This is a genomic window from Colwellia psychrerythraea (genome assembly GCF_000764225.1).
Classification (GTDB): Bacteria; Pseudomonadota; Gammaproteobacteria; order Enterobacterales; family Alteromonadaceae; genus Colwellia; species Colwellia psychrerythraea_D.
On the sequence record NZ_JQED01000046.1, the window covers coordinates 62376 to 86362 of the forward strand.

Below are 23987 nucleotides of genomic sequence, written 5' to 3' on the forward strand. Positions count from 1 at the left end.
AAGAATTACTTACTTTGACCGACAATGTATTCCATCGCAACTTCATCCGCAGGATCTTTATGCGGGCTTGGTTCACTATCTTCAATAATATTATCCGCTAGCGAATTTTTATCAATTAGGTTAAAACCAAGTTGTTCAAAGTACTGTGGAATATAAGTTAAAACAATGATTTGCTCTAATTCCATTTGATTTGCAAACTCGAGCAAATATTGAACAAGTGCTTCACCCTGCCCTTGCTTTTGAGCATCGTCTTGCACAACAACTGAACGTATTTCCGCTAATCCTGTTTGATAGATATAGAGTGACGCTGTACCGACAACGTTACCATCAAGCTCAGCGACCACAAAGTTCTGGATGTCGTGAATTATATTGTCACGAGTGCGTGGTAAAATCTCGCCCTTATCTGCCCAATAGTTAGTCAATTGGTGAATGCTATCAACATCAGACATTCTGGCACGTCGAACAGACATGGCCGCAGCTCGTTGCGCATTTAAACGTTGTTTTACTTGTTTAAGCGCCCCTTCTATTCTTTGCTTGCCTGGCGCACCAACCACTTGTTCATTTAAAATGGCTTCATTGCCAGACTGCGTAGTTGCCAGCGCTTTTTCAACTTGTGAACGCGAAGTACCACCAAGTGCTTCACGCTTATTCAGCGTTGATTCAATTGAAAGGTGTTGATACACATCTTGCTCAATTTTATCACTGAACTCTTGCAATTGAGTTATGGTTAAATCTTCTAAAGGCAACCCTTTAGCTATGGCAGCTAACACTACTTCGCCAACAATGTGATGTGCTTCACGGAACGGAATATCTTTACCTACTAAATAGTCTGCAAGCTCTGTCGCATTAGCATAACCTTGTTGTGCCGCAGCCAGTGTACGTGAACGATTCACTTTTAAACCGTCAGCAACAAGCACGGCCATTTCCATGCACTCTTGCCACGTATCAAGTGCATCAAATAAACCTTCTTTGTCTTCTTGCATATCTTTATTATACGCAAGTGCCAACGCTTTCATGGTAGTTAACATGCCCGTTAACGAACCAAAAACACGTCCTGCTTTACCACGTATTAATTCACATGCATCTGGGTTTTTCTTTTGCGGCATTAATGATGAACCAGAACTCACTAAGTCACTCATTTCTACAAAGCCAGCTTCACCTGAATTGTAGAAAATTAAATCCTCGGCAAAACGTGACAAATGCATCATTGAAATACTGGCAGAAGCCAATAACTCAATAACATGATCTCTATCAGAAACCGCATCAAGGCTGTTCATGGTTGCGGTTCTAAAACCTAAACGATTCGCCAGTGAGTTCCTATCAATTGGATATGCAGTTCCCGCTAGTGCACCAGAGCCCAAAGGTGACACATCTAAACGATAAAGAGCATCCTTAAGACGACCAATATCACGGTTAAACATTTCTACATAGGCTAAACACCAATGCCCGAAAGTAACTGGCTGTGCTCTTTGTAAGTGGGTATAACCCGGTAACACAGTATCTTTTTCACGTTCAGCTAAATTCATCATAGCTTGCTGTAAGTTGACTAACGCGAAGAGTAAATCGCCGCCAGTCTCTTTACACCAAAGCTTTAGGTCAGTCGCTACTTGGTCATTTCGGCTACGGCCAGTATGGAGCTTTTTACCTAAATCACCGGTTTTTTCAATAAGCTGAATTTCCACCCAGCTATGAATATCTTCGGCATCAGATAATAAGATTTGTTTAGGGTTATCTTCAACAGATGCTTTTAATTCTTGCAGCGCAGCAGTTAAACGAATCAGTTCGTCATCGTTTAATACGCCCACTTCATGAATCGCATGTGCCCAAGCAATTGAACCAACAATATCTTGTACTGCCATACGGTAATCTACCGGTAGCGAGTCATTAAATTTCTTAAATTGTAAACTCGCTTTTTCTTTAAATCGTCCGCCCCATAAAGCCATGACTACTTCTCCTGATCTTTCTGGCTTAACGCGGTAATTCTGCTTGATAAACTGAATAAACGAATGAAACCTTCTGCATGTTTTTGGTCATAAACATCATCAGCACCAAAGGTAGCAAATTCTTCAGAGTACAAGCTATTTGGTGAACGACGTTGAATCACTTGCGCCATACCTTTATAAAGTTTTACGACAACATCCCCTGTTAATTTTTCAGCAAATGATGCCGCCGAAGCTAACTGAGCCTTTGCAAGTGGTGTAAACCAACGACCATCATAAATAACATGAGAGAACTCAAGTCCTACTGACTCACGGTATTTAAGTGACTCTTTGTCTAAGATAAGCGATTCTAAACCTTTATAAGCCGCCATTAAAATCGTGCCGCCAGGTGTTTCATAACAACCACGAGATTTCATACCTACTAAGCGGTTTTCAACAATATCAATTCTACCCACGCCATGAGCCGCACCTTTTTCATTTAGGTACATTAATGCTTCATATGCGCCTGCACCGTGTTGAGAGAAATCTTTGCCATCAACAGCAACCAACTCACCTTCTACAAAGCTTAATTGCACTTTTTCAGGCACGTCTGGCGCATCCATTGGATCAACCGTCATGGTCCACACTTCTTTGGAAGGCTCACACCATGGGTCTTCTAATTCACCACCTTCGTGGGAGATATGCCAAGCATTCGCATCACGACTATAAATTTTAGTTAATGAAGCAGCACAAGGAATATTACGTTCCGCTAAATAATCAAGTAAATCTTCGCGAGAAACCATGTCCCACTCACGCCATGGAGCAATAACAGTAAGCTCTGGTGCTAAGGCAGCAAAACACGATTCAAAACGCACTTGGTCATTCCCCTTACCAGTACAACCATGACACACAGCGTCAGCACCCACTTTTAGTGCTACTTCTACATGTGCTTTAGCAATAATAGGACGTGCCATTGACGTACCTAATAAATACTGACCTTCGTACACTGACCCTGTTTTTAAAATTGGGTAGATATAGTCTTTAACATACTCTTCTTTAAGATCAACTACGTAACATTCTGATGCACCCGAAGCGATAGCTTTTTCTTTCACGCCTTCAAGCTCTTCATCGCCCTGGCCTACATCAGCACAAAATGCGACAACTTCACAGCCATCATAATTTTCTTTTAACCATGGAATGATCGCTGAAGTATCTAATCCGCCTGAGTATGCTAATACTACTTTTTTAATTTTTTTCTTTGTTAAAGCCATGTTCTTCTCTCTTAAATATCTTAAATTTGTTTGTCTGTTTGTCTGTTTGTTTGTTTGTTTGTTTGTTTGCTAATTAGTGATTGTAGCCGTTTAGCTTGAAGCTATTGGTTCAAATTCAAGAAAAAGCACCGAGTTGATGTTAGTCAATAAGTACTTTTGACGATTAAACTGACCATATAGCAAAAAAGATAACGGTTACTTGCTAAATAGAGCTACTAATACTGCATTTTGCGCCCACATTCTATTCTCAGCTTGCTGGAATACTTTTGATAAATCACTATCAAATAACTCAGTGGTTATTTCTTCTTCCAAATGTGCTGGCTGACAATGTAACACCATGGTCGCTTGCGCTTTTTCCATCAAATCATGATTTACTTGATAAGGTGCAAATTTAGCTAATATTTCAGCTTTCTTACTGCTATCTTCATCACCCATAGAAACCCAAGTATCGGTATAAATGACATCTTGTTTACCAATAGCATCAATATCATTAGTAAGAACTAATTGGCATCCTGATTCCTTTGCAAGTTGCTTTGTTTTTTCAACAATATCAGCTTTTGCTTCATGGCCTTTAGGGCTAATTAAAGTGAAATCTACTCCTAAAATGGCCGCCATAATCATTAGTGAATTAGAAACATTATTACCATCTCCTACATACGCTAATTTGACTTGACTTAAATCAGGATAAGTCTCTGATAAAGTAACAAAATCAGCAAGCGCCTGACAGGGATGATAAACATCGCATAAAGCATTAATGACTGGTACGCTGGCATGCGCAGCTAAGCCTTGAATTGAATCATGACTGAATACGCGAGCAACAATAGCATCAGCAAAACAAGATAAATTTTTTGCATAATCACTAACACGTTCACGTTCACCTAACTTGCCATTTTGCTGCCCTAAGTATAGTGCATGACCGCCTAGTTTACTGATGCCCATGTCAAAACTGACATGAGTTCTTAAAGACGGCTTTTCAAAGATCATCGCCACTGATTTACCCGCCAATACTTGACTATAATCAGCAGGGTTTTGCTTAATGTTAATCGCTAATTCGATTAATGCTAATAATTCGCTTTTATTTAGTTGATCATCAGCCAAAAAATTATTCAATTGTTGTAACGCTACATTTGTCGACATAAGTATATTCTCTCAATATTCCTTTAAAACGCTTTGATAGTATGGTTTAACTAGTTCGGTTGGATTTGTGTGCCAACCCCATGACCATCAAGTAATTGGGTTATTTGCTCCGGCGATTGCCAACTGGCAACCGCGATACTTCGTCGTAATTGTTGTGCTGCGTGCAAGGCAGCATTTACTTTCGCTGTCATACCGCCTGCAATAATGCCTTGCTGAATTAGGCTATCTGCTTGTTCAGCATTAAGTGAAGATAAATATTCACCATCTGCACCTTTAACGCCATTCACATCGGTTAATAATAAGAGTTCAGCATTGAGCAACTGACAAATAGCCACAGCAGCGTCATCAGCATTAACATTGACCAAATCACCATTTTCAAGCGCACCAATGGAAGAAATTATCGGTAAAAAGTCGGTTTTTAATAAACAATCTAATAATTTACTATTATTAGATTGTGGGATGCCAACTTGACCAAGATCTTGAGTAGATAGTGTACAACTGATCATGCCGCCATCATTTAACGATAAACCAACAGCAGCTAACTCCATGCTGTTAGCGGTAGCAACAATTGATTTATTCACAGTGCCAGCAAGAGCACCGCTGATTAAGCCTATTTGTTCTATTGGTGTTACACGCAAGCCATGTTTTTTCTCGGTAGTATAGCCAGCCTGATACAGCATTTCATCAACGACACAGCCACCGCCATGCACTAAAACCACCTGTTTATTTTCTAATTGTGAAATTACTTTTAGTAAGGCATTAAGCGCTGATTCTTTTTCAAGAATAGCGCCGCCAATTTTAATAACTAATGGTTTTAATACTGGACTATTCATAACTGTTCCTTAACTTGGTTTCTTAGTTACTTATCTATCTTTTGCTTAACAAGCACTGATTAATGAATACTCACTGGCCAAACCAAGTGAGATATTAAAACATTGCACCGCTTGTGAAGCAGCACCTTTTAGTAAGTTATCTATCGCACAACTCACCACTACCACTTGCTTCTCTTCATCAAACTGCCAGTGCACATCAGCAAAAGGTGTATGAGCAACATTGCCAATTTCTGGCCAACTTGCCACTAACCTAACTAAAGGTTTATCAGCATATGCCTGTTGAAAAACCTGCTCAACTTGCGCGTTTGTTACTCCAGCATTGAGTTGCAACGTAACCGTTGCTAAAAGCCCTCTTTTATATGGCGCTAAATGTGGATTAAAAATAACATTTATCGCAGCCTCTTGTGATATTTCTGGCTGATGTCTGTGTTGTAATACGTTATAGGCTTTTAAACTCACTTCATTGAAGTTGGTCGCGAGTGAGGCATTTCGTCCTGCGCCGCTTACTCCACTGATACCATTAACCACAACCAATGAATTTTCTACCACTAAATTGTTATAGGTCAGCGGCTTTAGACAAAGTAAACTTGCCGTCGGATAACAACCAGGAACAGCAACCAAATTTGTACTAGTAATATCATCTTGTTGCCATTCAGCTAAACCATATTTAGCCGAAGCTAAAGCATCGATATTAGCATGCTCAAAACCATAGTACTTAGGGTAATCATCAGCATCTTTTAGTCTAAATCCACCCGAAAGGTCGAATACTTTAACCCCTGCCTCAACGAATGCTTGTGCCCAATCAGCACTGAATTCATGCGGTGTGGCAAAAAATACAACATCTAAATCTGCCGCATATTCATCAAACCAAGTGGCTGAAAAGGCTTCTAAAGGTAGATCACAAACCCCTTGATATCGGCCATGCAATTCACTAAATAGTTTACCTTCTGAACTACTGTTTTCAGAAACAACTAAATGACTAATTTGTGCTTGTTCATGCTTGCATAATAAGCCTACAAGCTCCGCGCCGGCATAGCCACTTGCACCTATAATTGCAACTTTTTGCACACTGTTATTCGAATCTAATATAGCCTTTGTCATTTTTGAAGTAGCCTTATGAAAGCATGTTATTTACACTAGTAATATAAAGTAACACTGCATGGGTAGTTATGCAACTATTCAGCATAACTATTTAAGTAAATATTCAATTAATAGGTTCTATATGTCACAACTGCCTAATTTCAGTCAAAGTTTAAGCCAGTTAATCGCCTGTCCATCGATCAGCTCTACACAAGCAAGTTGGGATCAGGGTAATAAAGAGGTGATTCAACTCTTAGCAACTTGGTTTGAGCAGCTCGGTTTTAATATTGAAATTCAAGCAGTACCTGATACCAGTAATAAATTTAATTTACTGGCCAAATTAGGGAGTGGTAAAGGTGGTTTATTACTAGCAGGCCATAGTGACACTGTTCCCTTTGATGAGAACCGCTGGCAATCAAACCCTCATACGGTCGTAAGTCAAGACGATAAATTCTTTGGTTTAGGTACTTGTGATATGAAAGGTTTTTTCGCTTTTATTTTACAAGTTTGTAAAAACATAACGGCAAAGCAACTGAAAAAACCTTTATATATTCTTGCTACTGCTGACGAAGAAACCACTATGGCAGGGGCACGTTTTTTTGCTAAAAGCCAAACAATAAAACCTGATGTAGCTATTATTGGTGAACCAACTAACTTAGTGCCTGTAGTTATGCATAAAGGTCACATGTCGCACCGAATTAGTGTCGAGGGTAAATCTGGTCACTCAAGTAAACCAAATTTAGGTATAAATGCCATAGAGATAATGCATAAGGTAATTGGCCAGTTAATAGAACTCAAAGAAAAGTTTCAACTGAATTATGAAAACCAAGCATTTGATGTACCAGCACCAACGTTGAACTTCGGCGCCATTTCAGGTGGAGATAACGCTAATAGAATTTGTGGTCATTGTCATTTAGATATCGATTTACGCTCACTACCGGGCATGAGTGATGATGAATTGCTCAATTGGTTAAGTGAGGCACTTAAACCACTAGCAGAGCTTTATCCTGGAAGAATCAGTTTTAAAGAGATGCACCCAAGCTCACCAAGCTTTGAGCAAAAGAAACCCAGTACATTGATCGACATTGCTCAAGAGATTAGTGGGCATAGTTGTTGTGCTGTTAATTACGCCACAGAAGCTCCCTACATTCAGCAACTTGGCTGTCAAACCATAGTGTTAGGCCCGGGTTCAATAGATCAAGCCCACCAACCTAATGAATTTTTAGCACATAGTGAAATTGATAAAACTGAGCGACTGTTAACTAAGATGATCCAGCATTATTGTTTGTAGTACTTTATAAATACTTCAACCAAATAGAGTCTGGGTGCTTTCCTTTAAAGCTTCGATACCACAGGCAAAATGGGTAGAGCATCAGCAATAATACACCGGTAATAATATAGGTATTTGTCAGGTTAGTAAAATCGCTCAACCCTCCATAGGTGGCAGTTCCCGTTAAGAAGATACGATGCACCAGGTAAAACATCATCGAGGTTTGGCCAAAAACAAGGAAAATACCATTAGGGCGAACACCTATTCTCTGCTCTATTTTAATCATTAACGCTAAAATGACTGCCATGAGTCCTAACTCAAGCATGATAAAGCTCGCCGATGGTGGGTACTTGCTAACATGCAACCATTGTTGCCAACTATTATCTTCTTTGAATAAGAACATATTACCGTAATCATTCAAATAGCGTATAGCAACAAAAGCCGTCAAGGCGGTAAAGCCTAAACTAAAAAGTAATTTGGCAGGGCTCATGGTAACTTTCCCGTCACCATACTCTAGAATATAGCGGCCAAAAACCCACCCCAAAATCATCACAGACAACCAAGGTATTAATGCGTAAGAAATACTTAAATCTGCTGAAGAATACTTACCGATCAACAAAGCAACAATGATTGATTGCTCTTGCCCACCAGCAAACCAGAATTGGGCAGTGACTAATTCACCACCTAAAATCCATGCCATGGCAATAATTAGCAGCTGTGTACTCGATAAACGTCGAAAGAAAGCCATACACATCATGGCAAGACCTATTGCATAAAGTACTTGAAAAATAAGCTTCCCTGAGAAGAATGATGTAATTGTAGGATCGAGTAACGCTATAAAAGCACCACGAAGCAAAATATCTCTATCAATAGCTTTGCTATCGAAACCTCGGGAGAGTTTTCGTTCAACACTGATAGCTAAAGCGGTGCCAGCAAGAAAGACAAATACCGGTGCGCAAATATGACTTATCCAGCGGGTAAAGAATTCGAATGCAGGGAGCGGTGAACCTACGATATAACTGGCGGCAGAGTCAGTCGATAAATGCTCTTTGTTATAAGCCATCGATACATGATCAAGTACCATAATAATCATGACAAAACCGCGCATCCAATCAATTGCCGCAATACGCTTACTTTTTACTTTATTTGTCATTCTTTCATATCCTTATGTAAATCACGTTAAGTCAAAGTACTATGTCTCAATGTTATTCCACAGATTTTGATTGGCCTTGATCGAGAAGTATTCATTAGCATGCCAACAACGAGGTAATAAGTCTAACTTTTGCCTCTCTTGAGAGTTTGAACTAAGTAACTCTAATATTTCATTCAAGCGTTCTTTACTCAAGGTTGCCAGCTTCTTCGCTGTTTGAGTGAAATATAAATTACTCGAATTTTTAACTACACAATTTTGACCATAACCAATGTACGTTAATTGTCTCGTTGCCATGCGGCAATTAGGCTGCTCAGGATTTTTGGGGTATAGCCTATTTACAATGGCGTATTCATAACAGTCCCCTTGCCCCCAGAGCTCTCCTAACGGCATGTAAACAATACCAAAACCTTGTGGGAACATACCGGTAATTTTATACAAGGCATCAACAACGTTTTGTGCACAAGCGCCAATTTCAGCATTTTTATTTAACACTTGAAAAACCTTTGGTAATAGCTTGTAGTTATAACTTGATTTGGTTGATAAAATTATTGAGGTATATATCTGTGGTACTTTGAGTATATTACCAATGGTATTTTTCGGATTAACGCTACTTTTCAGTAATTGTTTAATAAATGATAATTTATCTTTTTCATCGACGAAAAACTGTTCCCGTTCTTTTTTCGTATTGCCAACAAAAGTAGGAATGCCAATACCTTCAGTTAGATACTTAATAGTTTCGCGATAATTGATTTGCAGTAGTTCTTTTCTCTGCTTAATTTCTAAGGTACGAAAAGGGTCTAACTCCCCTTCCTCACCTAACAAAATTGTTTGCGCTTTTGGGTGGTAGTTACCAATATCTTGTAATAACGCCGCCATAACCAATGGCACTTTTACCTGCTCAACGAAACGTTGGTATTTATCTGCATCATGTTTAGCAAAAATTATAAATTGTTCGGTAGATATATCAGTTAGAAACTTATTAATATATGGTTCGCGCACCTGACCATCAATAATCAAGCGATCCAGCAATCGTAAGCATAATAATGCTTTATAAATAGACTTACTCTGTTCATTACTTTTAGCAACACGCTTGCCTTCAGTCGGGCTTAATAACTGAATGGTTCCAAGAAATTGCGCTGATTTCCGATTATTTTCTGTATAAATATCTCCCTCTGCCAGTTCAATAATGGTAAGTGCAATAGCCAGTAAATTTGCATGGCGTTCAGTACGTTCCATTAACTTTAACTGAGACTCTTCCGAGGAGGTTTTCTCTTCAGAAGGGGTAAACTCTTCTTGTTCAAAGTATCCGATAGCGCGATCTAATAAAGAATCCTTAACCGTACTTCGTCCGTAAACTTGAGCTAACAAATGATGAATTTGTCGTGTGTAATGTGTTTGATGGGGGGTATCTTTAGCCATTGCACCGCTAGAGTAAAAAAATAATATCTATCATGCTAGGAATGATTACTAAAAGCAACCGTTAGCGAGGGGACTATCACCTTGATTCACAATGATTTGATTAACATTATGAATCAAGGTAATAACAGTTTATTTTTGAGGATAAACACTGAATGAATGGTATACAACATTGTACTTTTCAACGCTGTTGCCACTTATAATTGCTTAATTAATACCCTTTATTTTCACTTGGCTCTGTTTATGGGCAAGTTGCTGACAAATCTTAACAAGGTCCGAATGTAAGCCGCCTGCCGTTACGTCACGACCAGCCCCTGGGCCACGAATAATCAGTGGGTTATCTTGATACCACTGACTGCTGATTTGGAAAATATTGTCACAGGGTGTTAGGTTGGCAAATGCATCACCTTGTGGCAAAACTTCTAAACTGACTTTCGCACTAATACCTGTTTTTTCATTATGCTGAAAACGAGCGACATAACGAATGCAAGCATCCTTACTGTTCGCTTCAGTAAGTGCGGTAGCAAAATACTCATCTAGCTCATTAGCTCTAGCTAAGAAGTCATTCGTTGATAACTTTTGCAACGCCTCTGGCACTAAATTTTGACAATCAATATCTTCTAGAGCTAATTCAAAGCCCGCTTTACGCGCTAATATGAGCAATTTACGCTGTACATCTCTTCCTGATAAATCTTCTCGCGGATCGGGCTCGGTAATACCTTGGGCCAGAGCATTTAATAAAAGCTCTGAAAATTTTGAGCTACCATCATATGTTTCAAATAACCAAGATAGCGTACCTGAAAAAATACCTGATAGTTCGCTGATGCTATCACCACTTTGAAGAAGATCATCAATAGCATAGTTGATTGGTAAACCAGCACCGACCGTAGTATTGCCTAACCATAAACTATTATGACTGTCTGCTGTGTTGACCAAGTTATTATAATGAGCGGTACTACTTGAAGCCGCCCACTTATTTGCACCGATGACATGCACACCTAAAGAAAAAATCTGTTCATACAATAAACTAAAGTCTTCACTGGGCGTGATATCAACCACAATTAATTCATCGTATGGGTTTTGTGTCAACCACGAAAGAAGCTGTTCGTGATCATAGCTCTGGGCTTCTTGAGCAAACAATGATGTCGCTTGGTTTACATCAATACCATCATTGTTTATCAAGGCTTTTTTCGAGGAAAGTAAGCCAACTAAATGTAAATTCTCTAACGCATATACCTTATTCAGCTGTGCAGGTAATAATTCTAAAAATCGTTCGCCGATATTACCCATACCAGCAACAACTAAACCAATATGACGAGCATCTTTAGTCATCTCATGATGAACTGTGTTTAGCAGTTCGATAGAGCAAGGGTCAGGTAAAATAGCAATTACACTATGGTTATTATCACTACCCACTAAATTTAATGGTTTAGCGGCTTTTAACGATCGTTTAAATCGAGCTCTGATGTCGCCACGTTCTGCCACGCGATGGCCAACGGTTGCAATGATAGCGACCGGTTTAAAACTAATCTCAACATCATGACTCGCTAGCCAATCACTTAATGCTTTTTGTTGTCCCTGAGTGATAACCATAAAACCTTTTTGGTCATCTATACAGATAGGGGAAAATTCAGCTTTCGCTCTAGCTGCAGCTTCACCTATAAAACTCACCGATTGCGCAAGCAATAAATCATTCAGGTAGGTTACAGATAGCTCTTGCTTGGCAATTTGACCAAATTTACCAATTTCAGTACCAATAACTTGTGCATCAAAACTACTCGCTACATGTAAATGAGTATGATGTTCACTTAATGGGTTAATCAATGGCAACAAAGTTTTAGCATGCAGAACAGGGTTTCCTAATCGGCCTAACTCTTTCGCAACGCCATTAGGTAAACGATGCAATTTTCTCGCGCTTGGCACAACGCGAGGATCGGCACTGTATATGCCGTCAACATCTGTCCATAAGGTCACATTTCCGGCGGCAACTAAAGAGGCGATAATAGTCGCAGAATAATCGCTACCGTTGCGGCCTAAGGTACAACTTTTACCACGAGAATCTTTACTAATATAACCGGTAATAACTGCTAACTTTCCAAACTGACGCCTTTCTCTTAATTGCACAGTGCTTAGCGCAGTATCGACAACACAGCTTTGTTCATTGTCGATAACAAGAAAATCACGAGAATCTATACTATTACTTGGGCAAACTTGCTCATTAAGTAAAGCTGACAGTAATCTTGCTGACCACACCTCACCTAAGGCCAAAATATCATTATGATGTTGAACTATATCACCAGATAACCAAGTCGTAAGTTGCGCAATGTCCTTATTCAACCTAAGTAATAATTGTTTGGTATTATTTGCATTTAATAATTCAGTAATAAGTGTAGCTTGCTCTTGCGCTAAATCGTCAATTGCCTGCGTTAATTCATCACTGTGTTGTATGGCCTGCTCTACCATTGTCTCTTCGACTAGGGAGTACAGAGCAAATAAACGGTCTGTTGTTTTGCCATTAGCCGAAACCACCACAATATCATTTAGTTGACAATTTTCTCGGATAATCTCAAGTGCGCGGTTAATGCATTTAGGTGTTGCTAATGAACTACCACCAAATTTATGAACTTGGATGGCATGTTTAGCCAATTTATTTTCTGTAGCAAATTCAGTCACAAGATCATGTTCCACATTTTCGTTACTGAACGATGCTTTATTTTCGTTGGCATTTTTTAAGGTAGTATTCTCTTGTTTCATTTCTTTGCCTGCTAATGACTCTATTAATCTTCTTATTACCGTTGGCTTTGCGTTAAACCATGTGCTAAATCAGCTAAAATATCATCGATATCTTCAATACCGACCGAAATACGTATTAAAGATTGGGTGATCCCCGCCTCTAGCTGATCTGGTATTGTCATCCCCGCATGTGTCATGGTTGATGGGTGGCTAATAAGGCTTTCAACTCCACCTAACGATTGTGCCAAAGTAAACAACGCAAGGTTTTCAAATAATTTCTCTACAGCTTCAACGCCACCTTTAATTTCAAAGCTTAACATAGCACCGTAGCCATATTGTTGCTTCTTGGCAATGTGATGACCAGCATGCTCAGGAAAACCAGGAAAATAAACAGCACTAATCGCATCATGATTTTTTAGAAATTCAGCTACCTGTATTGCATTTTCCTGATGTTGCTTCATTCTCACCGGCAAGGTTTTTAAACCTCGTAATGCTAAGAAACTATCAAAGGCACTACCTGTAATGCCAATACAATTCGCCCACCAGGCTAATTGTTCGCCTAGCTCCTCAGTTTTAGCAACAACAACACCACCAACCACATCACTATGACCATTAATGTACTTTGTCGTTGAGTGAAAAACGATATCTGCGCCTAAAGTTAAAGGTTGTTGCAGTGCTGGAGATAAAAAGGTGTTATCTACCGCAACTAACGCACCCACGGCGTGACAAGCTTTTGTTACTTCTTCAATATCAACCAAACGTAATAAAGGATTGCTTGGGCTCTCAAGCAACACTAATTTTGGCTTATGTAGTAACGCATTATCTAGCGCTTGTTGATCATTTTGATCGACAACAATAAGCTTAAATTGACCACGCTTAGCTAAATGGGTAAATAGTCTGAAACTACCGCCATAACAATCATGTGGAATGACAACGGTATCTTCAGTGGACAATAGCTGACAGATTAAATGCACTGCTGCCATACCAGTACTGGTAACAATACCTACACTGCCTTGCTCTAACTCAGCAATTGTTCCAGCAAAAGTGGCACGCGATGGATTACCTGTACGTGAATAATCAAATTGGCGTTTCTTATTAAAACCTTTTAATGAATAGGTACTGGATAAGTAAATTGGAGCAACCACAGCACCATGCTGCTGGTCGGTATTAATACCGGCTCTCACTGCCGAAGTGGTAATATTACCTTTTTTAGTAATCGACATTTAGTTCTCTCCATTAATTAAGCTAAGTGCTCATACGCAGGGTTTAATTGGTATGTTTATCAGTTATAGCGCCGATATATAACAACATCAGCGTTTAGATGTTTGGACGTCTATAACTCTAAACACTTTCATTAATAGGGTCAAGTAATTTTAGACTTCTAAACTTCTACTTGACTGCTTTTTTGCAACAGGTAAAATCTATACTATTACATTTTAGAATACGCTATACCAACCGGACTAGTTTATTGCAATTTTAGCAATGATTAAAAGGCTTAGAGGCAAGGCAATGATTAAAGAGAATGGTATTCCCTTGTCAAAAGCAATAACGCCACTTATAAAGCTTTTAAACTTGCCGTTTGGTATTATAACAAGACAGAGGAAGATCCATGGCTCAGTGGAATGAAGAGTATATTAATCCCTATGCCGAACACGGTAAAAAGAGCGAGCAAGTAAAGAAAATTACCGTTTCTATTCCTTTGCGCGTCTTAAAAGTGTTGACTGATGAACGTACTAGACGCCAAGTAAATAACCTTCGCCATGCTACAAACAGTGAATTGTTATGTGAAGCATTCTTACATGCATTTACTGGACAGCCATTGCCTGATGATGAAGATTTAGCAAAAGATAACAATGAAAAGCTGCCTGCTAGTGTTAGGCGCTTGCTTGAAGCGAAGGGAATAACTGACTTTAGTGCTTACGAAGTTGAAGATGAATAACGTTAGATTGTGAACTAAACATGACAAAAGGTACTTATTTAAGTGCCTTTTTTATTGCCTGTTGTATTAAATAAAGGCCTTTACCGAACGTATAAAAGAAGAACAAAGTAAGTTACAAATGACGGGTGATTATCAGGGAGAGATAAAGCTTTCTGTGAGCATAGACATTTCAATCCTCATTGCCAATGACAAGACCCTTGATGAATTTTTTCTCGAGCAGACAAAGCATTATATCAAGCTAAGAACTCCGGTCGAAATAAAGTTATTTACCAATAAAAATGCCAATATATAAATATTGGCATTGCTTATTACATGGCTTTTTATGGCAATTAAATTTAAGACTCTTGTTTATTTACTCGAATCCAATAGGTAGCAAATAAGAGTCCCGCTGATACTAACACCGTTCGATAATCTATTTGTGCAATGACAGCCTTTAATAGCGCCCATCGTGACGAGCTTATCTCTGTTGGACTAGAGACTAGCTTCTCTGGTGCCAACGAAAAGTAATCACTAATAAAGTGGCCAAAGAAAGGCTGGGATAGCTGTAAATAATGTACCACAATAGCCTCAATAATAACTAAAGCAACAATCGGTAATATTGCCCATAAAAAAGGCGCTTTCTTCGCATAAATAGACGTTAACATTAGCCAAGCATACAAAGGCAACAGCCATATTGCTACCGGTATTAGTGTGAGCCAAATAGAGCCTAAAGCACTCATTATTTGTGCACTGGACCATATCGCCCACAGGGAAATATCGAAGCCAATCGATAATATCACCGAGCAGATAAAGGCCAATACCAATCCAATAACAAACAACAGAGTCGCAGCCGAGTAAAAGATAGCTGGAATGATGATAGCGCCAGTTAATAACTTACTGGTAATGGTCACTTCATCTGACACTGGCAGCGAGCGCCAGAACATAACAGACAAATCTCGTCTTTCGTCATACAAACAATTGACAAAGTAATGTAATTGCACCAAAAAGCCCACTAAAACAAACGGGATGAATAATGCTGATGTAGCCACAAAAAACACCTTGGCTAAGCCTGCAAAATCTTGTGATTCACTCAAGTGCTTTAACCCTGCTAACCACGCTGAGAATTCAACGCCATTAAGCAATAAGCTAAGCAACGGAATAAAAATAAACACACCAGCTAAGCTAATAGGCACCCATTTCAACATGCCATTAAATTCCCACAACTCTTTTTTAATTGAGGCCTTCATTATTGTTGTATTCATTAACAAGTCTCCTTATTCATCACACCAACAAAAACATCAGCCAAGCTAGGCACAGTAACTTTTCCTAAGCCTTGTAATGTTTCTTTATCCTGACTATCAAATAACATGGTCGTTAAGCCCATCATGCTATTTTTAAACAACGGCTGTAACTTATCGGCTTGCGGCACTTGTTCGTTAGTTACCGAAACCAGTTTAAAGCGCTCTTTTATATCATCCGTACTTTGCGCTAGCACGATTTTACCCTGCTGAATAAAGGCAACATCCGTTAAGATATGTTCTATCTCTTCAATTTGATGAGTCGTCACAACGATACACTTATCTTCAGTGTAAAAGTCTTCTAATAAGTGAGTGTAAAACTGACGGCGAGTTAATATATCCAATCCTAAAGTAGGCTCATCTAAAATTAACACTTTTGCATCAATGGCCAGTATTAGTGCTAAATGTAATTGCGCCACCATGCCTTTAGATAACGCTTTAACTTTATCGTTATTAGCTATGTTCGTTTTAGCAAGAAAAGCTTGTGCTTTTTCAAGATCAAAGTTTTCATGAATATCATTCATATAACTTAATGCTTGTGAAACTTTTAACCATTTAGGCAAAATTGCAACATCAGCGATATAAGCAACATCCTTAAGCATGACCACTCGATCTTTTCTTGGGTGATGCCCTAAAACACTGATATCTCCTTCATAATCCGTTAAGCCTAATACCGCTTGTAAACAGGTTGTTTTACCTGCACCATTTGGCCCAACTAAACCAACAATTTGTCCAGCTTTTAACGATAAATTAACTCCAGATAATACTTTTTTACTGCCATAAGATTTATTTAAATCAGTAATTGAAATGAGTGCACTCATACTTCGCCCTCCATTGAACGGTTAGTCCTCTCTGACAGTAACTGCTCTGCTGACAGCTTTAACCGTGAAATTTGCGATAAAATTGCTGGCCACTGATGTGACAAAAAGCTCTCACGCTCTCTATCGAGCATTAGCTCTTGCGCTCCTGGCATTACGAATAAACCTTTACCACGGTGTTTTTCTACGATCTGTTCGTCCTGTAACATTTGATACGCCTTTGAAATAGTCATTGGATTAAGCTGATATTCAGCTGCTACTTTCCTTACCGAGGGTAAAGCTTCTCCTTCCTTGATATAGCCATCTAAAATTCGTGTAACGACTTGCTGATACAGCTGGAGATATATCGGTTTTTCAGGATCCCATTGAGGTGTCATGCCCTATTCCTTGAAGTATACCAAAAAGATAATAGTGTTATACATCACCAGCACACCAAAACACAAGGACAGTTGGTTTTTAATGTTTCATTATCTTTCACATTGCAGAGCATTAATAGAGAAAAAAAACACATAAATCATTGATATATAATACTTAATAAAATTTTAATATTGAAGGAATATCAATGTAACAAAGTATGTCTGCTAAAGTGAATCAAAAGCTTTTGAGTAGCTCGGCTATAATAAATATGGGCAACACACCCTTTTGAGCAAGAAAATTCGATAATATGGAGTAATAGAAAAGTGATTTACAAAAAGATATTCATTTTTACAATGAATATAAGTAAAAAAACCGTGGTCAACTTACTCTAAGTAAATTAACCACGGTTTCGATTTTATAATATAACCTGGGGTAATCTGTTCCCGCAATAACTAAACAAGTCAGTTAAAGATTACTTATGATAAGGCTTACTTAAACGATGCACAGACTCAATGAAATGACCTGCATGCTCAGGGTTCACATCTGGATGTATACCATGGCCTAAATTAAATACATGACCGGTACCGCCTTCACCAAAGCCAGCTAATATTTTAGTAACTTCTTGTTCGATACGTGGCAATGGCGCATATAACATTGACGGGTCCATATTGCCTTGAAGTGCAACTTTATCACCAACACGTGCTTTGGCATTTTCAATATCGATAGTCCAATCAAGACCAACCGCATCACAGCCCGTTGCCGCAATAGATTCTAACCACATACCACCATTTTTAGTGAATAAAGTCACAGGCACTTGGCGGCCTTCATTATGACGCGTTAAACCATCAACGATTTTCGCCATATATTGTAATGAGAACTCGTTATAGTCACGCGGAGATAACACGCCACCCCAAGTATCAAATACCATCACAGATTGTGCGCCTGCTGCAATTTGTGCATTTAAATAGCTAATAACTGAGTCAGCTAACTTATCAAGTAATAAATGTAAGGTTTGTGGCTCAGCAAACATCATTTTTTTGATTTTTGTAAAACCTTTAGAGCTACCGCCTTCAATCATGTAGGTTGCAAGTGTCCAAGGACTACCTGAAAAGCCAATAAGCGGAACTTCGCCTTTCAGTTCTTTGCGAATAGTTCGCACAGCATTCATTACATAACCTAACTCATCTTCTGGATCAGGTACCGCAATTTTATCAACATCGGCTTTACAGGTAATAGGACGCTCAAATTTGGGCCCCTCACCTGTTTCGAAATATAACCCTAAACCCATTGCATCAGGAATAGTCAAAATATCACTAAATAAAATAGCAGCATCTAATGGAAAACGGCGTAATGGTTGGATAGTTACTTCACAAGCCAGTTCGGCATTTTTACATACCGACATGAAATCACCGGCATTTTTACGTACTTCACGATACTCAGGTAAATAACGGCCTGCTTGACGCATCATCCATACCGGCGTGTAATCTACTGGTTGCTTTAATAGCGCACGTAAATAGGTATCATTTTTTAATTCTGTCACCAATAGTTCCTCTTATCTTTTGCTTTATAGTCACTCAGACAAATTACATATTCGTAATCACGTCACCATAACTCATTTAATTTAGTGATTTAACGACCGCTATTTTCAAAGCGTCTCGTTAATCGTTTTATGCTGCGCAGTTTAGCATCGACCAGCCTTTTGATCTATGCGCTAAATCAAGACTCCTGAAAAATAAACGGCCACTGAATCAATAATAACTCCCCACCAAAATATAAAAGTTCAATTTATATAACTTTTTTTTTGACACGTTAATTTATACTTGATTTTCATCAATGAATTTTGAATCAATAGGTTAGCCGTTTTTGTCTGTTGAACACCCCTACTACGAAAGGTATCGTCGAGTTTATGCTCTACTAAAGTTGTTGCGATGGTAAAAAGGCTTTGGTATAAAATGCCTGCGCTACAGAAAAACAATAATAAAAACAAAAAATAAAAACAAAAACAGAAAGAAAACAAAAAATAGCTCAAACTAAAAATAATAAAAAATAGTAGCTAATAAATTAATAATAAGAAGCTTGGTAACAAGACCAATATGCGAGCATTTCAGGCCTTTCTCTTTGAGAAAGGCCTTTTTATTTGTGCAGCACTAAATACTTTCGCAAAACAACTTCAGAAAACATGTTAAAGTAATTTATTACAAAATTTTAACATGGAGTTAATCGTGAAATTATCAATTATATGCCTATCAGCCTCAGTTGCCCTAACTAGTTTAGCCGGCTTAACCTCATACTCAGCCACTGCTATCGACTTCGGCGCTATTACTAAATCTTCATCCGAGCAGCTGAAAACTGCAGCTAAAAATGTAGCTGCACCAATACAAGCTAATGCAATGATCAGTTATGCCGCGAAACAGCTAAATTTATCTGAAGAGACTGTATCAGCGAGCTTTGGCTCACTGCTTAAAGTTGCGCAAGATAACTTATCTTCTGAAAACTTTTCTTTAATCAGTAAAGCAGTACCTGATGTACAAAGTTATCTAGATAAAGCGCCTAAAGTAACAAAGTCTTCAATGAGCTCTTTATTTTCAAGTGCTGGCGAAGCAGGTAAAAAAGCTGAGAGCTTAGATTACTTAAAATCAGCCTTTGATAAGTTAGGCGTTTCTACTGAACAAATACCCAGCCTAGTTAATAGCTTCAGTAGCTATTTAGACAAGAGTGGCTATGAAGGAGCAGCATCAGCTTTAAAAAAAGGTTTAAGCTTCTTATAATAATGCTATAGCGTTTATTGCCACAATCAAAAATTGTTGTCTATAAACGCTTTACTGAAACGCTCATTTATTTGGGTGGAAATACCCACAACACTTTACCCTGTATTTGTGATTTCCCCACAGGCCCTAGCTTCTCAATAGGCACACTCGTTTTATGGTGCCCTTTTAGCCAGAACAAGCCATTTCTGTCCACTTGCGCTAATGACTTAACAATAAAACCATATCGAGGATGAAACACCTTAAGTAAACTACCTTCTTTTAAGTTAAATATTTTCAGCCAAGGTACAACAAAAACATAACTATTTTCAGGTATTCGCGGTGACATGCTCACCCCAGTCACTTTACAAAAATGAAAACCAAACATAATTTTCCTCATTTAAATAACTAAGCCTGTAAGCTTGGATAGATAACAGACTCAGCTGGTGGATAAGGACAAGTCGCTGTGAATGTTGTGACTTGCTTAGTTGCCCAGAATATTTCTGCAAAACGATTCACTTGCTTTAACAGCGCTTGTGCAGATTCCCTACTGATATGCTGTTTGGCTTGTGAACTTGCTAACATAATATTGTGCACTAATTTATGTAGTTCAGGGTATTGCGATAGTTGCGGCGTTTTAATGTAATCTCCCCATATCACTGCTATTTCTTCTTTCACTTTTATGCCATGGCTTTCTTTTTGATTAACTAATCTTAAAAACTGTGCCTGCTCATCTAAGGTGAGCGACGGCTTGGCTTTTAATTCATTGAGTAAATCAACCATACGAATAATGGTCAGTGCAGATATTTGTGCACTGATTGGATCATAAATTTTGCATGGAATGTCGCAGTGCGCCATAACTACTGGAAAGTGGAGTTTCTTATCCAATTTGGCAATAATATTGTAAAGCATCATTTTCTCCTTCCTATATTCGCTACTCACCTTTTAGGAGCAGTGATCTCTTTAAATACCACAACAGCAGCGGCAACAATAACAGGCACTAACCAAAGTAGGTGTACTAAGCCAGAATCAGAAGCACTATGATCATGTCCTGGGTGTGCAAACAATGGGTTACTCAGTGACCATGACAAACCAGCTAAAATAACAACAGTTTTTTTCATCGTAATATCCTCATAGTAAGAACTTAATGCATCACCGGTTGGCTTGCATTGACATCCATTTCCATTTTCTTTAGCGATGTCAAACAGCCATCACACGCGGGGTACTTTTTACTAAACGCCATCAAAGGCATTAACGTCATTTTTAAGGTACGTAATGCAACAAATTTTAGATCATCACTGTATTGGGACTGCTGCGAAAGCTCTGTCATTCGTTGGTGGGGGATTTGTAAATATCGAAATGCCATTTTGGGTTGGCCTTGTTCCTCATATAAAACAGCTAAATTATGAAAAGCGCTAATCCATGCCAAAAGCAAGTTGCTATTTTCAATGTCGGCATGCCATTCCTGTTCTAAACACTCAATGGCTTGGTGGTAGTAATCCTCAGCCAGGGGCAGTTCTTGCTTATTAAAGCTATCGTTACCCTTTACTAGTAGTAATTGCCAAACTTTCATAACTCACCAATACAAATGATAATAATTCTCATTCTATTAAACTTGTCTTATTATGTAAAGTAGCCATTTGTAAAAAAAGTAATAGACTTGAGATAAAGATTCATCAACGAAATATTTGGTAACCTCGCTAAATTGATTTAGCGCCCAAAAGCGTAATAAGTTAAAAATAAATAAAGTCGCACTGGTCTGTACTTATGTACAAATAAGTTATGATATTGAATATCTATTATTATCAGTAAATTATAATTTTTTTATCCCGCATATACTCATATTGTTAAATTTACCGACAGATATTATTTGCTAATTAACAACTAACAATATATTTTGAACAATCTTCTTAAGAAGCCCATAATTAAACACATTAACGATAAAGAGCACATTCATGAATGCACCACAACGCGACGTAACTTTAAGATTTTTAGCCGAACCACAAGATGTAAATTTTGGTGGTAAAGTGCATGGTGGCGCTGTAATGAAATGGATAGATTTAGCTGCATATGCTTGTGCTGCAGGTTGGAGTGGTCGTTACTGCGTTACCGCCTATGCAGGTGGTATTCGCTTTGTAGCACCGATCCATGTCGGTAGTTTAGTAGAAGTAGAAGCCAAAGTTATTTACACCGGCAACTCATCAATACACATAGCATTAGAAGTAAACGCCTGTGATCCTAAATCGTTGAACCGTCGTTTAACTACTCACTGTATTGTTATCATGGTCGCTGTAGATCAAAATGGTCAATCTGAGAGTGTACCGCAATGGGATCCTCAAACAGAAGCAGATAAGAAACAACATGCTTCAGCAATAAAACTGATGGAAATGCGCAAACAGATTGGTGAAGAAATGCAAATCTTTGTCGATTAGCTTCTGCAGTCTTTTATTTAAAAAAAACATAATACTTATTACTAATCGATGGCTATATATTCTTGAGCTAACCGAGCTTTGCGCTAACAAAGTTCGGTTATATTGTTTAGCGCTGGCTTGTGAACATCCCCGTTAGCAAAGCAGCACGGTGCTTTAACCCAGCCTGCTAACTCCCTTTATTTCAGACATCATTTTTCGCCCGAAAAAGGACAACTTTTAAAGGGGCTCGAGCATTTTGCCTAGCCTTCAAACGCGAGTTATTCTTCGCCCCTCTGGGCAGTAGCGACTTTAAGTTGTGTTTTCACATCAATCCACTGTGACATATATTGGGTGCTTTTATGGTGATGATGATTCAACATACTGCCAATAAAATTCGCTTGTCTATGTTGCTCAAGATTAGCTGCTAGCTTTGATAAACAATCAGCTAATTCGTTTAAGATATTATCTTGCTGAAACATTAACCTGGCATTTTGTTGCCCTAAGTCGCTGCTAACTTGCCAAGCTTGTTCATCTTGATACAGTTTAACCGCAGCATTTGCAATGGCATGTGGATCATTAGCTATTTCGCCAGCCCAAGGTAAACCAGTTTGCATACTTTCTGCACCAATATCGGTTGTCACTGATGGCGTAGCGCAATACATAGCTTCGGCCAGCTTGCCCTTAATACCCGCGCCAAAGCGCAGTGGTGCTAAACACACTTTTGCGCTTTTCATAACAAGCTCAGCATCATCAACCCAGCCTTTCACCAAGAATCCTGATTTTTCATCATGCAAGTCAGTGGCTTTAGGTGGTGGGTACGCGCCATAAATATTGAGTTTAGTATTAGGCAATTGTTTACGAATAAGTGGCCATACTTGCTGTTTTAGCCACAATACTGCGTCCCAATTAGGCGCATGGCGAAAGTTTCCAATCGCCATGAAATCTTCGCGCTGTTGATAACTCGGATTTTCTTGTGTTAACTGAGTTTGACTTAACATAAATGGACAATAGTGAATTAAGCTCGCATCAACGTTAAACAAGCGTTGTAGTAATTCCACTTCGATACTTGAAATCATTAAGCTGATGTCAGATCGAAATATAGCAGCAACTTCACGCTTAGCCATGTCACTGGTAAGTAAGTCCTCATCGGTAATATCACGCTTTAGTTTATAAGCTTGGTGGCGAGCATTACGAAGACAAAATAAATCTTCTGTATCTAATAACCGGAGTGCTTGTGGGCATTGTTCACTCACACGCCAACCAAATTGCTCTTCCATCATAAAACGATCAAACATCACTGTATGAGGTTGTAGGTCTTTAATGAAGTCATCAAAACTAGTGCAATTGAGGCTGATATTTTTAACATCAATATTTATAGCGGGTAAGTCAACCATGTGCTCGGTTTGTTGTGCAGGGCTTGCAAAGGTAATGTGATAGTTTTGTGCTTGGAAAAAGTGGATTAACTGCATCATACGGCTACCTGCCGCTGAAGAATTAGGCTCAGGCCATACATAGCCAATAATAAGAAGTTTTTTCATTTAAGTATTTTATACCAATTACACTCACTTTCAATGGCATAAATAGACAATAACTTCGTTGCTTTCAATCACAATAGTACACTATTGCTCA

At 38.7% G+C, this 23987-nt stretch carries 23 protein-coding genes; 5 read left to right on the forward strand and 18 right to left on the reverse strand.

What is annotated here, in order from left to right; genetic code table 11:
• Window positions 1-5: 5 nt before the first annotated feature.
• From argH to argC, 5 genes are all read right to left on the reverse strand, one after another.
• Complete coding sequence (gene argH / locus ND2E_RS05170; protein WP_033095021.1) at window positions 6-1943, reverse strand: argininosuccinate lyase; 1938 nt, start codon at window positions 1941-1943, stop codon at window positions 6-8.
• A 2-nt stretch (window positions 1944-1945) separates the two neighbouring features.
• The gene (locus ND2E_RS05165) at window positions 1946-3190 is read right to left on the reverse strand and encodes an argininosuccinate synthase (RefSeq protein ID WP_033095022.1); all 1245 of its coding nucleotides are present in this window, start codon (window positions 3188-3190) and stop codon (window positions 1946-1948) included.
• A gap of 195 nt (window positions 3191-3385) precedes the next feature.
• The gene (locus ND2E_RS05160; protein WP_033095097.1) at window positions 3386-4300 is read right to left on the reverse strand and encodes an ornithine carbamoyltransferase; all 915 of its coding nucleotides are present in this window, start codon (window positions 4298-4300) and stop codon (window positions 3386-3388) included.
• Between the two features lie 77 nt (window positions 4301-4377).
• A complete protein-coding gene (gene argB, locus ND2E_RS05155) occupies window positions 4378-5160 on the reverse strand; it encodes an acetylglutamate kinase (RefSeq protein WP_033095023.1) in 783 nt (260 codons plus the stop codon).
• Between the two features lie 45 nt (window positions 5161-5205).
• Window positions 5206-6261: an N-acetyl-gamma-glutamyl-phosphate reductase gene (gene argC, locus ND2E_RS05150; RefSeq protein WP_052056838.1), complete on the reverse strand. Its 1056-nt coding sequence runs from the start codon at window positions 6259-6261 to the stop codon at window positions 5206-5208.
• Window positions 6262-6382: 121 nt separating this feature from the next.
• Between argC and argE the strand changes: the two genes are divergently transcribed.
• Window positions 6383-7531, forward strand: coding sequence for an acetylornithine deacetylase (argE, locus tag ND2E_RS05145; protein WP_033095099.1), 1149 nt, complete (start codon window positions 6383-6385; stop codon window positions 7529-7531).
• Window positions 7532-7535: 4 nt separating this feature from the next.
• Here argE and ND2E_RS05140 read toward each other — a convergent pair whose 3' ends face one another.
• The 4 genes from ND2E_RS05140 to metB all read right to left on the reverse strand — a co-directional run bounded on the left by ND2E_RS05140 (window position 7536) and on the right by metB (window position 14035).
• A complete protein-coding gene (locus ND2E_RS05140) occupies window positions 7536-8663 on the reverse strand; it encodes a DUF1624 domain-containing protein (RefSeq protein ID WP_033095024.1) in 1128 nt (375 codons plus the stop codon).
• Between the two features lie 39 nt (window positions 8664-8702).
• Window positions 8703-10082, reverse strand: a complete 1380-nt coding sequence (locus tag ND2E_RS05135) for a hypothetical protein (RefSeq protein WP_033095025.1) — start codon at window positions 10080-10082, stop codon at window positions 8703-8705.
• Window positions 10083-10286: 204 nt separating this feature from the next.
• On the reverse strand, window positions 10287-12833 hold the full coding sequence (locus ND2E_RS05130; RefSeq protein ID WP_033095026.1) for a bifunctional aspartate kinase/homoserine dehydrogenase II: 2547 nt from the start codon (window positions 12831-12833) through the stop codon (window positions 10287-10289).
• Between the two features lie 35 nt (window positions 12834-12868).
• Complete coding sequence (gene metB / locus ND2E_RS05125) at window positions 12869-14035, reverse strand: cystathionine gamma-synthase (protein WP_033095027.1); 1167 nt, start codon at window positions 14033-14035, stop codon at window positions 12869-12871.
• Window positions 14036-14421: 386 nt separating this feature from the next.
• Between metB and metJ the strand changes: the two genes are divergently transcribed.
• Together metJ and ND2E_RS23160 are read left to right on the forward strand one after the other, a co-directional pair.
• The gene (gene metJ, locus ND2E_RS05120; protein ID WP_011041315.1) at window positions 14422-14751 is read left to right on the forward strand and encodes a met regulon transcriptional regulator MetJ; all 330 of its coding nucleotides are present in this window, start codon (window positions 14422-14424) and stop codon (window positions 14749-14751) included.
• 118 nt (window positions 14752-14869) lie between these two features.
• Window positions 14870-15043, forward strand: a complete 174-nt coding sequence (locus ND2E_RS23160) for a hypothetical protein (RefSeq protein WP_190277855.1) — start codon at window positions 14870-14872, stop codon at window positions 15041-15043.
• A gap of 43 nt (window positions 15044-15086) precedes the next feature.
• Here ND2E_RS23160 and ND2E_RS05115 read toward each other — a convergent pair whose 3' ends face one another.
• The 4 genes from ND2E_RS05115 to hemE all read right to left on the reverse strand — a co-directional run bounded on the left by ND2E_RS05115 (window position 15087) and on the right by hemE (window position 18743).
• Window positions 15087-15992: a hypothetical protein gene (locus tag ND2E_RS05115; protein ID WP_033095028.1), complete on the reverse strand. Its 906-nt coding sequence runs from the start codon at window positions 15990-15992 to the stop codon at window positions 15087-15089.
• Window positions 15992-16849: an ABC transporter ATP-binding protein gene (locus tag ND2E_RS05110; RefSeq protein ID WP_033095029.1), complete on the reverse strand. Its 858-nt coding sequence runs from the start codon at window positions 16847-16849 to the stop codon at window positions 15992-15994. Before ND2E_RS05110 ends, ND2E_RS05115 begins: the two co-directional genes overlap by 1 nt.
• Window positions 16846-17223 carry a GntR family transcriptional regulator gene (locus tag ND2E_RS05105; protein ID WP_033095030.1) on the reverse strand — a complete coding sequence of 126 codons (378 nt, stop codon included), beginning with the start codon at window positions 17221-17223 and terminating at the stop codon, window positions 16846-16848. Before ND2E_RS05105 ends, ND2E_RS05110 begins: the two co-directional genes overlap by 4 nt.
• A gap of 452 nt (window positions 17224-17675) precedes the next feature.
• Window positions 17676-18743 (reverse strand): uroporphyrinogen decarboxylase, encoded by a 1068-nt coding sequence (gene hemE, locus ND2E_RS05100; protein WP_033095031.1) that lies wholly within the window; start codon window positions 18741-18743, stop codon window positions 17676-17678.
• A gap of 682 nt (window positions 18744-19425) precedes the next feature.
• On the opposite strand from hemE, the gene ND2E_RS05095 reads away from it, so the two are divergent.
• On the forward strand, window positions 19426-19971 hold the full coding sequence (locus ND2E_RS05095; protein WP_081962083.1) for a DUF2780 domain-containing protein: 546 nt from the start codon (window positions 19426-19428) through the stop codon (window positions 19969-19971).
• A gap of 67 nt (window positions 19972-20038) precedes the next feature.
• Here the strand turns inward: ND2E_RS05095 and sodX are convergent, their stop codons facing one another.
• Genes sodX through ND2E_RS05075 form a run of 4 tightly spaced genes read right to left on the reverse strand, consistent with a single transcriptional unit; the run spans window position 20039 to window position 21520 of the window.
• Window positions 20039-20335: a nickel-type superoxide dismutase maturation protease gene (gene sodX, locus ND2E_RS05090; protein WP_033095033.1), complete on the reverse strand. Its 297-nt coding sequence runs from the start codon at window positions 20333-20335 to the stop codon at window positions 20039-20041.
• Between the two features lie 20 nt (window positions 20336-20355).
• On the reverse strand, window positions 20356-20859 hold the full coding sequence (sodN, locus tag ND2E_RS05085) for a superoxide dismutase, Ni (RefSeq protein WP_033095034.1): 504 nt from the start codon (window positions 20857-20859) through the stop codon (window positions 20356-20358).
• 26 nt (window positions 20860-20885) lie between these two features.
• Entirely contained in the window at window positions 20886-21068 is a 183-nt protein-coding gene (locus ND2E_RS05080) for a hypothetical protein (protein WP_033095035.1), read from the reverse strand.
• 23 nt (window positions 21069-21091) lie between these two features.
• The gene (locus ND2E_RS05075; RefSeq protein ID WP_052056840.1) at window positions 21092-21520 is read right to left on the reverse strand and encodes a hypothetical protein; all 429 of its coding nucleotides are present in this window, start codon (window positions 21518-21520) and stop codon (window positions 21092-21094) included.
• 382 nt (window positions 21521-21902) lie between these two features.
• On the opposite strand from ND2E_RS05075, the gene ND2E_RS05070 reads away from it, so the two are divergent.
• Window positions 21903-22379 (forward strand): acyl-CoA thioesterase, encoded by a 477-nt coding sequence (locus ND2E_RS05070; protein WP_033095036.1) that lies wholly within the window; start codon window positions 21903-21905, stop codon window positions 22377-22379.
• A 257-nt stretch (window positions 22380-22636) separates the two neighbouring features.
• Here ND2E_RS05070 and ND2E_RS05065 read toward each other — a convergent pair whose 3' ends face one another.
• Complete coding sequence (locus ND2E_RS05065) at window positions 22637-23896, reverse strand: glycosyltransferase (RefSeq protein ID WP_033095037.1); 1260 nt, start codon at window positions 23894-23896, stop codon at window positions 22637-22639.
• Between the last annotated feature and the right edge of the window lie 91 nt (window positions 23897-23987).